This window comes from Caballeronia calidae (assembly GCF_900044055.2).
In the GTDB taxonomy this organism is placed as follows: Bacteria; Pseudomonadota; Gammaproteobacteria; order Burkholderiales; family Burkholderiaceae; genus Caballeronia; species Caballeronia calidae.
The window spans coordinates 25,984-38,383 of sequence record NZ_FCOX02000001.1; the positions used below are offsets into that span (position 1 = coordinate 25,984).

The 12,400-nt window shown below is 63.0% G+C and carries 11 protein-coding genes and 1 tRNA gene; all 12 read right to left on the bottom strand.

Annotation, left to right across the window (positions count from 1 at the left end; translation table 11 throughout):
- Position 1 precedes the first annotated feature (1 nt).
- The gene (gene nuoG, locus AWB78_RS00135; protein WP_062601340.1) at positions 2 to 2,341 is read right to left on the bottom strand and encodes an NADH-quinone oxidoreductase subunit NuoG; all 2,340 of its coding nucleotides are present in this window, start codon (positions 2,339 to 2,341) and stop codon (positions 2 to 4) included.
- 52 nt (positions 2,342 to 2,393) lie between these two features.
- The gene (gene nuoF, locus AWB78_RS00140) at positions 2,394 to 3,716 is read right to left on the bottom strand and encodes an NADH-quinone oxidoreductase subunit NuoF (RefSeq protein ID WP_062601341.1); all 1,323 of its coding nucleotides are present in this window, start codon (positions 3,714 to 3,716) and stop codon (positions 2,394 to 2,396) included.
- A complete protein-coding gene (nuoE, locus tag AWB78_RS00145; RefSeq protein WP_062601342.1) occupies positions 3,713 to 4,198 on the bottom strand; it encodes an NADH-quinone oxidoreductase subunit NuoE in 486 nt (161 codons plus the stop codon). Before nuoE ends, nuoF begins: the two co-directional genes overlap by 4 nt.
- Positions 4,199 to 4,351: 153 nt before the next feature.
- Positions 4,352 to 5,605: an NADH-quinone oxidoreductase subunit D gene (locus tag AWB78_RS00150; protein WP_062601343.1), complete on the bottom strand. Its 1,254-nt coding sequence runs from the start codon at positions 5,603 to 5,605 to the stop codon at positions 4,352 to 4,354.
- Between the two features lie 9 nt (positions 5,606 to 5,614).
- Positions 5,615 to 6,217, bottom strand: a complete 603-nt coding sequence (locus tag AWB78_RS00155) for an NADH-quinone oxidoreductase subunit C (protein ID WP_062601344.1) — start codon at positions 6,215 to 6,217, stop codon at positions 5,615 to 5,617.
- Between the two features lie 20 nt (positions 6,218 to 6,237).
- Entirely contained in the window at positions 6,238 to 6,717 is a 480-nt protein-coding gene (locus tag AWB78_RS00160) for a NuoB/complex I 20 kDa subunit family protein (protein ID WP_006052903.1), read from the bottom strand.
- A gap of 61 nt (positions 6,718 to 6,778) precedes the next feature.
- Positions 6,779 to 7,138, bottom strand: a complete 360-nt coding sequence (locus AWB78_RS00165; RefSeq protein ID WP_041730499.1) for an NADH-quinone oxidoreductase subunit A — start codon at positions 7,136 to 7,138, stop codon at positions 6,779 to 6,781.
- Between the two features lie 214 nt (positions 7,139 to 7,352).
- Positions 7,353 to 7,437: transfer RNA gene (locus tag AWB78_RS00170), tRNA-Leu, on the bottom strand.
- A 127-nt stretch (positions 7,438 to 7,564) separates the two neighbouring features.
- Positions 7,565 to 7,939, bottom strand: a complete 375-nt coding sequence (secG, locus tag AWB78_RS00175) for a preprotein translocase subunit SecG (RefSeq protein ID WP_062601345.1) — start codon at positions 7,937 to 7,939, stop codon at positions 7,565 to 7,567.
- Between the two features lie 88 nt (positions 7,940 to 8,027).
- The gene (tpiA, locus tag AWB78_RS00180) at positions 8,028 to 8,801 is read right to left on the bottom strand and encodes a triose-phosphate isomerase (protein ID WP_062601346.1); all 774 of its coding nucleotides are present in this window, start codon (positions 8,799 to 8,801) and stop codon (positions 8,028 to 8,030) included.
- 184 nt (positions 8,802 to 8,985) lie between these two features.
- Positions 8,986 to 10,002 (bottom strand): NAD(P)H-quinone oxidoreductase, encoded by a 1,017-nt coding sequence (locus AWB78_RS00185; protein WP_062601347.1) that lies wholly within the window; start codon positions 10,000 to 10,002, stop codon positions 8,986 to 8,988.
- A gap of 208 nt (positions 10,003 to 10,210) precedes the next feature.
- Positions 10,211 to 12,349 carry a polyribonucleotide nucleotidyltransferase gene (gene pnp / locus AWB78_RS00190; RefSeq protein WP_062601348.1) on the bottom strand — a complete coding sequence of 713 codons (2,139 nt, stop codon included), beginning with the start codon at positions 12,347 to 12,349 and terminating at the stop codon, positions 10,211 to 10,213.
- Positions 12,350 to 12,400: the final 51 nt, after the last annotated feature.

The following is a 12,400-nucleotide window of genomic DNA, read 5'->3' on the forward strand; positions in this document are numbered from 1 at the left end:
TTTACGCCTTCTCCACTACCAGTTCACCGAACAGGCCGCCGAGCGCGGCGCCAGCCGTCGTGCCCGCCGACACGCGGACCACCGATTCCGCGAGATTCGCATCGCGGACCGCGGGCAGCGTCACCGACAGGTTGCCTTGCTTGATACGCACGGCTTCGCCGTCCTTCAGGCCGAGCTTGTCGAACAGCGCGGTCGGCAGACCTGCCACATTCGCGTCGCGTGCAGCGGCCGTCAGATGCAGCGACGGCGCGCGGCGCACGAGCGCATCGGCGTGATAGATCGGCACATCGGCGAGACGCTGCAGGCCGCTGCCGTTCAGCGTCACCTTCGATGCGGCGCGCGTGGCCGTCACCGTCGTCTTGTTCGACAGACGCGCGCTCAGATCGCCCGTGCCGAGCGCCGCGACGCGCACTTCTTCAGCCGTGTCGTACTCGAAGCCCGGCAGGCCGAGGATCGTGCCCAGCACGCGCAGCACCTTCCAGCCCGGACGCGTGTCGCCCAGCGCGCGCACGACGCCGTTGAACGACTGAGCCGTGCCTTCCGCGTTGACGAACGTGCCCGACGTTTCCGTGAACGGCGCGATCGGCAGCAGCACGTCCGCGTAGTCCATGCCGTGCTTGAACGGCGACATCACGACGACCATTTCCGCTGCCTTCAGCGCGGCGATGGCTTGCGCCGGATTGGCCGTGTCGTATTCCGGCTCGGCGTTGAGCAACACGTAGCCCTTGCGCGGCGCTTCGAACACTTCGCGTGCGTTGAGACCGCCCTCGCCCGGCAATGCATCGACGAGATGCGCGCCGACCGAGTTCGCGCCTTCCGTGAGGAAGCCGAGCGTCGCGCCGGTATTGTCGGCGATCCACTGCGCGGCTGCCTGAATTTGTGCAAAGTCCGGATGCTGCACCGCGACGTTGCCGAGCAGCACGACGCGCTTCTCGCCCGCCGACAGCGATGCCGCGACGTCCTTCGCCGCCGCCGACATTTCGCGGCCCGCGAACGCGTCGGGAAGCGCAACCCCGCGCGCTTCGGCCACTGCCGCAGCGATGCCCGCGAGCATGTCGAGCCATGCGGACGGCGCCGCGACCAGGCGATGCGCGGTCGGGATCAGGGAGTCGTCGTTGCTGGCGTTGAGGAACGTGACCTTCGCGCCGTTCTTCGCCGCCTGACGCAGACGCGATGCGAACAGCGGATGATCGCGGCGCAGGAACGAGCCGATCACGAACGCGGTGTCGACGGTCGACAGATCCGCGATCTTCGTGCCGAGCCACGGCGCGCCGACGCCCACCGGCGCCGAGAAATCGTTCTGACGCAGACGGAAATCGACGTTCGGCGTACCGACGCCTTCCGCCAGTTGCTTCAGCAGATGCAGTTCTTCGACCGTGCTGTGCGGCGTGGCCAAAGCGGCGATGGCGTTCGCGCCATGATCCGCCTTGATGCCCTTCAAACCCTTCGCGACGTATTCGAGCGCGGTCTGCCAGTCGGTTTCGATCCAGTTGCCGCCTTGCTTGAGCATCGGCACGGTGAGACGCTCGTCGCCATTCAGGCCTTCGTACGAGAAGCGATCCTTGTCCGAGATCCAGCATTCGTTGATGGCTTCGTTCTCCATCGGCAGAACGCGCATCACGCGATTATTCTTCACTTGCACGACGAGGTTCGCGCCGACGGAATCGTGCGGGCTCACCGACTTGCGGCGCGACAGTTCCCACGTACGCGCGCTGTAGCGGAACGGCTTGCTGGTCAACGCGCCGACCGGGCACAGGTCGATCATGTTGCCCGACAGTTCCGAATCCACCGTCTTGCCGACGAACGACGTGATTTCCGAATGCTCGCCGCGGCCCAGCATGCCGAGCTCCATCACGCCGGCGACTTCCTGACCGAAGCGCACGCAGCGCGTGCAGTGGATGCAGCGCGACATCTCTTCCATCGAGATGAGCGGACCCACGTTCTTGTGGAACACCACGCGCTTTTCTTCGCTGTAGCGCGACTGCGACTTGCCGTAACCGACGGCCAGATCCTGCAACTGGCACTCGCCGCCCTGATCGCAGATCGGGCAATCGAGCGGATGGTTGATCAGCAGGAATTCCATCACCGACTGCTGGGCCTTCACGGCCTTGTCGGAGGTGGTGCGCACGACCATGCCTGCCGACACCGGCGTGGCACAGGCGGGGACGGCCTTCGGCATCTTCTCGACTTCGACGAGGCACATCCGGCAGTTTGCCGCGATCGACAGCTTCTTGTGATAGCAGAAGTGAGGAATGTACGTATCGACCTTATGCGCAGCCTGGATCACCATGCTGCCTTCAGGCACCTCGACCGTCTTGCCGTCAATTTCTAGTTCAACCATGATGGGGAATGGTCCTCAACCTCTTATCTCGCGCATCTGACTGCGCGTCTGATTACGCGGTAAGCGCTTCGGACGGCGCGTGATGCGCATGCCCGCCGACGAGACAATGCTTGTGCTCGACGTGATATTCGAATTCGTCCCAGAAGTGCTTGAGCATGCCGCGCACGGGCATCGCCGCCGCATCGCCGAGCGCGCAGATCGTGCGGCCCATGATGTTTTCGGCGACCGAGTTCAGCAGATCCAGATCTTCCTTGCGGCCGAGACCGTGCTCGATGCGATGCACCACGCGATACAGCCAGCCGGTGCCCTCGCGGCACGGCGTGCACTGGCCGCATGACTCTTCATAGTAGAAGTACGACAGGCGCAACAGCGAGCGCACCATGCAGCGCGTTTCGTTCATCACGATCACCGCGCCCGAGCCCAGCATCGAACCGGCCTTCGCGATCGAATCGTAGTCCATGTCGGTGGCGAGCATCATGTCGCCCGGCACGACCGGCGCGGACGAACCGCCCGGAATCACGGCCTTCACCGACTTGCCGCGCACGCCGCCCGCCAGCTCCATCAGCGTCGAGAACGGCGTGCCGAGCGGAATTTCATAGTTACCCGGACGGTTCACATCGCCCGACACGGAGAAAATCTTCGTGCCGCCGTTGTTCGGCTTGCCGAGCTCGAGATAATTCTGCGGACCGATTTCCAGCAGGAACGGCACCGCCGCGAACGTCTCGGTGTTGTTGATCGTCGTCGGCTTGCCGTACACGCCGAAGCTCGCCGGGAACGGCGGCTTGAAGCGCGGCTGGCCCTTCTTGCCTTCGAGCGATTCGAGCAGCGCGGTCTCTTCGCCGCAGATGTACGCGCCGTAGCCATGGTGCGCGTACAGCTCGAACGAGAAGCCCGAGCCGAGGATGTTCGCGCCGAGATAGCCGGCACGGCGCGCTTCTTCGAGCGCCGCCTCGAACACCCGATAGACTTCGAAAATCTCGCCGTGGATGTAGTTGTAGCCGACGGTGATGCCCATCGCGTACGCGCCGATGGCCATGCCTTCGATCAGCGCGTGCGGATTCCAGCGCAGGATGTCGCGATCCTTGAACGTGCCCGGCTCGCCTTCGTCCGAGTTGCAGACGAGATACTTCTGCCCCGGGAACTGACGCGGCATGAAGCTCCACTTCAGGCCGGTCGGGAAGCCCGCGCCGCCGCGGCCGCGCAGACCCGACGCCTTGACGTCGGCGATCACCTGCTCGGGCGGAATCTTTTCTTCGAGAATGCGGCGCAGCTGCTTGTAGCCGCCGCGCGCGACGTAATCTTCGAGATGCCAGTTCTCGCCATTGAGACCGGCGAGGATCAGCGGCTTGATGTGACGATCGTGGAGTGACGTCATTTCGAAAGTTCCTCGATCAACTGGTCGATCTTCTCGCGGCTCATGAAGCTGCACATGCGGTGATTGTTCACGAGCAGGACGGGTGCGTCGCCGCACGCGCCGAAGCACTCGCCTTCCTTCAGCGTGAACTTGCCGTCCGGCGTCGTTTCGCCGAAGTCGATCCCGAGCTTTTGCTTGAGATACTCGGCGGCGCTGTCCGAGCCGCCGTCCGGACCGAGCTGGCAAGGCAGATTCGTGCAGAGCGTGATCTTGTGCTTACCGACCGGTTTCAGCTCGTACATCGTGTAGAACGTGGCGACTTCCTGCACCGCGACGGGCGGCATGCTCAGGTAATCGGCCACGAACTGCATGATGTCGGGCGAGAGCCAACCATGCTCTTCCTGAGCGACAGCAAGCGCCGCCATCACCGCCGATTGCTTTTGCTCGGCGGGATACTTCGCGACCGCGCGATCGATTTCTTTCAGGCCTTCAGCTGAGATCATTTTCAGACACGACTCTTTCAATTCCTACCGAACGAAAACCTGCCGCGCCCTTCGTATTGCGGCAGACCTGGCGTTCCTGCGGGTTCCTGTTATTGCTTTCGCGTTTTCGCGCACGGCGGCTCATTCAGCGCCCCATGCAAGCGGGCGATGAGATCAGCGATCGATCTCGCCGAACACGATGTCTTGCGTACCGATGATCGTCACAGCGTCGGCGATCATGTGGCCTCGCGCCATTTCGTCGAGCGCTGCGAGGTGTGCATAGCCCGGCGCGCGAATCTTCAGGCGATACGGCTTGTTCGCGCCATCCGAAATCAGGTAGATGCCGAACTCGCCCTTCGGATGCTCGACCGCCGCGTACGTTTCGCCTTCCGGCACGTGGAAGCCTTCGGTGAAGAGCTTGAAATGGTGAATCAGCTCTTCCATGTTGCTCTTCATGCCGACGCGCGACGGCGGCGCAACCTTGTGATTATCGACCATCACAGGGCCGGGATTCTTGCGCAGCCAGGCAATGCACTGTTGGGCGATGCGGGTCGACTGGCGCATTTCTTCCACGCGCACCAGATAGCGGTCGTAGCAGTCGCCATTCACGCCGACGGGGATATCGAAGTCGAGCTGATCGTACACTTCGTACGGCTGTTTCTTGCGCAAATCCCACTCGATGCCCGAGCCGCGCAGCATCGCGCCGCTCAAGCCCATTTGCAACGCACGCTCCGGGCTCACCACGCCGATGCCCACGAGACGCTGCTTCCAGATGCGGTTATCGGTGAGCAGCGTTTCATACTCGTCGACACACTTCGGGAAGCGATTGAAGAAGTCCTCGATGAAGTCGAGCAACGAGCCCTGACGGGTCTCGTTCATCTTTTCGAGCGCCTTCGCGTTGCGGATCTTCGATGCCTTGTACTGCGGCATCGCGTCCGGCAGATCGCGATACACACCGCCCGGACGATAGTACGCCGCGTGCATGCGCGCGCCCGACACCGCCTCGTAGACGTCCATCAGGTCTTCGCGCTCGCGGAACGCGTAGAGAAACACCGCCATCGCGCCGACGTCGAGCGCGTGCGAGCCGATCCACATCAGGTGGTTCAGCACGCGCGTGATTTCGTCGAACAGCACGCGGATGTACTTCGCGCGGATAGGGACATCGATGCCGAGCAGCTTTTCGATGGCGAGCACATAGCCGTGCTCGTTGACCATCATCGACACGTAGTCGAGACGGTCCATGTACGGCACGGACTGCAGGAAAGTCTTGGTCTCGGCCAGCTTTTCGGTCGCGCGGTGCAGGAGACCGATGTGCGGATCGGCGCGCTGGATGACTTCGCCGTCGAGTTCGAGCACGAGGCGCAGCACGCCGTGCGCTGCCGGGTGCTGCGGGCCAAAGTTCAGCGTGTAGTTTTTGATCTCTGCCATGACGCTCTCTTAATGTTTCAGACCGCCATAGCGATCTTCGCGGATCACGCGCGGCGTGATTTCGCGCGGCTCGATCGTCACAGGCTGATACACGACGCGCTTCTCTTCCGGGTCGTAGCGCATTTCCACGTAACCGGAGATCGGGAAGTCCTTGCGGAACGGATGGCCGATGAAGCCGTAGTCCGTGAGAATGCGGCGCAGGTCCGGATGGCCTTCGAACACGATGCCGTAGAGGTCGAACGCTTCGCGCTCGTACCAGTTCGCCGACGACCAGATATCGACCACCGAAGGCACGATGGGCACTTCGTCGTCCGGAGCGAATACGCGCACGCGCACGCGCCAGTTGTTCGTGATCGAGAGAAGATGGCTCACGGCCGCGAAGCGCGGACCGTCGTAGGCGCCGTCGCCGTAAGTCGAGTAATCGACGCCGGAGAGGTCCATGAGCTGCTCGAAGCGCAGCGACGGGTCATCGCGCAGCTGCTTGCAGACTTGCAGATAGTTCGCCGCCTTGACGACGATCGTCACTTGCCCAAGCGACTCCGTAACGCTCTGGAGACGGTCGCCAAACGCCGTCTCGAGCTTCGCTTTGAGGGTCTCGAGTTTGCTTGCCATAGTTGGGGAGACTCAGGCCCTTACTGACGGGCGATGGTGTTGGTGCGGCGAATCTTCGCCTGCAACTGGATCACGCCGTAGACCAGGGCTTCGGCGGTCGGAGGACAACCGGGGACGTACACATCGACCGGCACGATCCGGTCGCAACCACGCACGACGGAATACGAATAGTGGTAGTAGCCGCCGCCGTTCGCGCACGAGCCCATGGAGATGACCCAGCGCGGCTCGGCCATCTGGTCGTACACCTTACGAAGCGCGGGCGCCATCTTGTTGCACAGCGTGCCGGCGACGATCATCACGTCGGACTGGCGCGGGCTCGGACGGAACACCACGCCGAAACGGTCCAGGTCGTAACGGGCGGCGCCCGCGTGCATCATCTCGACCGCGCAGCAGGCGAGACCGAACGTCATCGGCCACAGGGAGCCGGTGCGCGTCCAGTTGATCAGCTTGTCAGCCGTGGTGGTGACAAAGCCTTCCTTCAAGACCCCTTCGATACTCATTTGTTTTCCACTCCAGATGAGCAGCCAGCCATAGCCGCCCATGAATCCGGTGATCTAACTGTCATTCCCAGTCGAGTCCGCCCTTTCTCCAGATGTAGGCGAAGCCGAGCAAAAATTCGAGCAGAAAAATCATCATCGCGATGAAGCCGGGCCAGCCGATATCGCGCAGGGACACACCCCACGGGAACAGGAACGCCGTTTCAAGATCGAAAATGATGAAAAGAATCGCGACGAGATAGTAACGCACATCGAACTTCATACGCGCGTCTTCGAAGGCTTCGAAGCCACACTCGTACGGCGCGTTCTTTTCGGTGTCGGGCTTGTTGGGACCGAGGATCTTGCCGATACTGACCAGCGCTATACCTAAACCAAGGCCCACCACGAGAAACAAGAAGACGGGGTAATAGGGTGCGAGGTTCAAGGCTATCCTCAGATCGGTAGATATGGTCTGTTAGTGATTGGGGCCTTCAGCCGGGACGGACCACCCGGCGGGAGAATTCACTTGGGACCGCTCACGATATCAGCGTACTGTGACAACCGCTTTGAGGATGTCGACGCTGCTGTGAAAACGTAAGGGTACTCCAGAAGTGACAATGCCAGCCGAAGCGATGCATGCGGCTGGCATTGGATAACTTTGGTGCCGACGGCGAGACTCGAACTCGCACAGCTTTCGCCACTACCCCCTCAAGATAGCGTGTCTACCAATTTCACCACGTCGGCACTGTACTGCAATCCGGGAAAACTACTTCTTAATTGCCGCGAATCGCTTCAAGACTTGAATTATAACTGGGCCCTACGAATTGTTCAACGCACAAAATGCAAATTTCGCGAAAAATCTGTTCTGCCGTTATTTGGGCACGTCAGCGCCCGGAGCCGACGACGCGACCGGTGCCGATGCAGGCGCCGAAGCCGCCGATGCCGCAGCAGCAGCCGATGTCGGCACGGGAGCCGCACCGCCCAGCACGCCCGCCGAAGTTTGCGGCTTGTAGCTGCCGAGGTAGGTCAGCGCCAGCGTGGTAACGAAGAAGATCGCGGCCAGTACCGCCGTGGTGCGCGACAGGAAGTTGGCCGAGCCGGTCGCTCCGAAGAGACTGCCCGATGCACCGCTGCCGAACGCCGCGCCCATGTCAGCGCCCTTGCCGTGCTGGAGCAGCACGAGGCCGATGACGCCCAACGCCGACAACAACTGGACGACGATAATCAATGTCTTCAAATACAGCATTTCAACTCACCCGATTCCTGATGTTTCCGTGACACCTTCGTGTCGCACTATGCTCTTTCGCCTGCCCTGCCCGCTTGCCGTTCGATGCTCAGTGCAACACGGTTTGCGCAGCCCGGCAGATCGCCAGAAAATCCTTCGACTTCAGCGACGCGCCGCCGATCAGCCCACCGTCGATGTCCTTTTGCCCGAACAGCTCTTCCGCGTTTTCGGGCTTCACGCTGCCGCCGTAGAGGAGCGGCACGTTCGCTACCGATGCACCCTTCTCGACCAGCTTGCGACGCAGGAACGCGTGAACGTCCTGCGCCTGTCCCGGCCGCGCGGTCTTGCCCGTTCCAATTGCCCACACAGGTTCGTACGCGACCACGATCCCCGCCGCCTGCGCTTCCGTCAGCAGGAGCAGGACGGCGTCGATCTGCTCGCCGATGATCTGCTCCGTCGCGCCGGCTTCGCGTTCGTCGAGCGTCTCACCGACGCAGACGATCGGTGTAAGCCCCGCTTCGATCGCGCGCTGTGCTTTCGCCGCGACGAGTTCCGGGCTTTCGCGATGATACGCGCGCCGCTCCGAGTGCCCGACGATCGCGTAGGTCACGCCGAAGTCCGCCGCCATTTCGGCCGCGACTTCGCCGGTGTAGGCACCGCCCGTATGCGCCGAAATATCCTGAATGCCCCACCGCACCACCGATCCGCTCAAGAGCGCCTGCGATTGCGCGAGATACGGACACGGCACGCACACGCCGACGCGCACGCCCTTTTGCAAAGCCGATGCGCCCGCGGCGACTTCGGTCAGCAAGGTCGCGTTGTCACCGATGCGACCGTGCATCTTCCAGTTGCCCACCACCAGTTTCGCTCGTTCTCTGGACATAAGTCTCGTCAGTCGGCGGCGGCTTCCGAGAGCCGCCATGTTATAGGAATGAACCCGCTACGAACTGCAAACTGCTTGCAAAACAGGCGATTTTACTGTGTTACGGCGAAGCCGGTCAAACCGCCGAAAGCGGGTCGCAACACGCAGCGCCCAAACGCGCGGCGCCGCGACCCACCATGAAACGTCACGCGGTCTCGCGCCAGTCGAGCACGATCTTGCCGACGTGCGTGCTGCTTTCCATGAGCGCATGCGCGGCGGCGGCTTCGGCTGCCGGAAAGACCTGATGGATCACCGGCTTGATACGCCCCGCCTCGATTTCCGGCCACACGCGCTCCTTGAGCTTGGCCGCGAGCTTCGCCTTGAACGCGACCGGACGCGGACGCAGCGTCGAGCCGGTGATGACGAGCCGCCGGCGCAGCACGTCGTTCAGATTGATCTCCGCCTTCGCGCCGCCGAGCAGCGCGATCACGCAGATGCGCCCGCCGTCGGCCAGCGCCTTGAGCTCGCGCTGCACGTAATCGCCGGCGACCATGTCGAGAATGACGTCGACGCCGCGATCGTTCGTCAGCGACTTCACCACTTCGACGAAATCTTCCGTCTTGTAGTTGATCGCGCGCTCCGCGCCGAGCGCTTCGCACGCGCGGCATTTTTCATCGGTGCCGGCGGTGGCGAACACGCGAAAACCGAGCGCCTTCGCGATCTGGATAGCCGTCACGCCGATGCCGCTCGACCCGCCCTGCACGAGCAGCGTCTCTTCCTCTCCGTTCTCGCCCGCGCCCAGCTGAGCGCGCTCGAAGACGTTGCTCCATACCGTGAAGAACGTCTCCGGCAGCGATGCGGCTTCGATATCCGACAAGCCCTTCGGCACCGGCAGGCACTGTTCGAGCGGCGCGACCGCGTACTCGGCATATCCGCCGCCCGCGAGCAGCGCGCACACGCGATCACCTTTTTTCAGGCCGAACGGGTTGTGCCTGGGATCGAAATCGCCATCGACGATTTCACCGGCCACTTCCAGCCCCGGCAGATCCGACGCGCCCGGCGGCGGCGCATACGCGCCCTTGCGCTGAAACACATCCGGCCGGTTCACGCCCGAAGCCGTCACCTTGATGAGCACTTCGCACTTGCCCGGCGCGGGCGTCGGGCGTTCGCCCAGCTTCAGTACGTCCGGTGCGCCAAACTCCGTGATCTCGATCGCCTTCATATGCTCTCCGTGACTTCGCGTGGGCTTACGTTTTCGCTGCAATCCGGCTTGGGCATTCGAACCGGATGGCACTGCGCGCGCATGAAGCAATCCGCGCTCCACACTGCCATCGAGTCCGATGACGCGTCGGACAATGCGTAGCGTCCGAAGCGTCATACATGAAAACGGCCGGCTCGCAAAAGCGGCCGGCCGTCTACACATTACCGCATTACTGCTGCGGGTGCGTAGGCTCTGCCTGCTGCGCGGCTTCGTTCAGAAGCGCCTTGGCCGACAGACGCACGCGGCCCTTCTCGTCCGTCTGGATGACCTTGACTTTCACGATCTGGCCTTCCTTCAGGTAATCGTTGATGTCCTTCACGCGCTCGTTGACGATCTCCGAGATGTGCAGGAGACCATCCTTGCCCGGCAGGATGTTCACGATCGCGCCGAAATCCAGCAGCTTGAGCACCGGGCCTTCGTAGACCTGGCCGACTTCCACTTCCGCCGTGATGTTCTCGATGCGCTTCTTCGCCTCGGCCATGCCTTCGCTCGACGTGCTCGCGATCGTCACGACGCCGTCGTCCGAAATGTCGATGGTCGTGCCGGTCTCTTCCGTCAGCGCGCGGATCACCGACCCGCCCTTGCCGATCACGTCGCGGATCTTCTCCGGATTGATCTTGATGGTGATCATGCGCGGCGCGTAGTCCGACAGCTCCGTGTTCGTGTGCGGAACGGCAGCCGTCATCTTGCCGAGGATGTGCATGCGGCCTTCCTTCGCCTGCGCGAGCGCGACCTGCATGATTTCCTTCGTGATGCCCTGGATCTTGATGTCCATCTGCAGCGCGGTCACGCCTTGCGCCGTACCGGCCACCTTGAAGTCCATGTCGCCGAGGTGATCTTCGTCGCCGAGGATGTCGGTCAGAACCGCGAACTTGTTGCCTTCGAGGATCAGGCCCATCGCGATGCCCGCGACGTGCGCCTTCATCGGCACGCCGGCGTCCATCAGCGCGAGACAGCCGCCGCAGACCGAAGCCATCGACGACGAACCGTTCGATTCCGTGATTTCCGACACCACGCGGATCGAGTAGCCGAACTCGTCGGCGCTCGGCAGGCACGCGACCAGCGCGCGCTTCGCGAGACGGCCGTGACCGATTTCACGACGCTTCGGCGAGCCGACGCGGCCGGTTTCGCCCGTCGCGAACGGCGGCATGTTGTAGTGGAGCATGAAGCGCTCGCGGTATTCGCCTTCGAGTGCGTCGATGCTCTGCTCATCGCCCTTCGTGCCGAGCGTAGCCACGACCATCGCCTGCGTCTCGCCGCGCGTGAACAGCGCCGAGCCGTGCGTGCGCGGCAAAACGCCCGTGCGGATTTCGATCGGGCGCACCGTGCGCGTGTCGCGGCCGTCGATGCGCGGCTCGCCGTTCAGGATCTGCGTGCGGACGATCTTCGCTTCGATGTCGAACAGGACGTTGCCGACCGTGGCCGCATCGGCCGCCGCCGTGCCCGCCGCAACCGCTTCTTCCGCCAGCTTCGCCGAGGTCGCTGCGTACACTTCCTTCAGCTTGGTCGAACGCGCCTGCTTGTTGCGCAGCTGGTAAGCCGCTTCGAGTTCCGGCTTGGCGATTTCCGCGACGCGCGAAATCAGCGCTTCGTTCTTCGGCGCCGGCTGCCAGTCCCACTCGGGCTTGCCGCCGTCGCGCACGAGTTCGTGGATCGCGTCGATGGCCGTTTGCATCTGCTCGTGGCCGAACACGACCGCGCCGAGCATCACTTCTTCCGAAAGCTGCTGCGCTTCCGATTCCACCATCAGCACGGCGCGCTCCGTGCCCGCGACGACGAGATCGAGCGCCGATTCCTTCATCTGCGGGCGCGTCGGGTTCAGCACGTACTCGTTGTTGATGTAGGCGACGCGCGCGGCGCCGACCGGGCCGTTGAACGGCAGGCCGGACACGGCCAGCGCGGCCGATGCGCCGATCAGCGCGGGAATGTCAGCCGGGACTTCCGGATTCAGCGACAGGACGTGAATCACGACCTGCACTTCGTTGTAGAAGCCTTCCGGGAAGAGCGGACGCAGCGGACGGTCGATCAGGCGCGAGATCAGCGTCTCGCCTTCCGACGGACGGCCTTCGCGGCGGAAGAAGCCACCCGGGATCTTGCCGGCGGCATAGGTCTTTTCGAGGTAATCGACAGTCAGCGGGAAGAAGTCCTGGCCCGGTTTGGCGGTCTTCGCGCCGACGACGGTGGCGAGAACGACGGTGTCTTCGATATCGACGATGACCGCGCCGCTCGCCTGGCGGGCGATTTCACCCGTCTCGAGGCGGACGGTGTGCTGCCCCCACTTGAACTCTTTGACGATCTTATTGAACATTTCGACTCCTTCTACGTGTGCGCCGCGCCGGTCGATTGGCGCGGGCGGGAA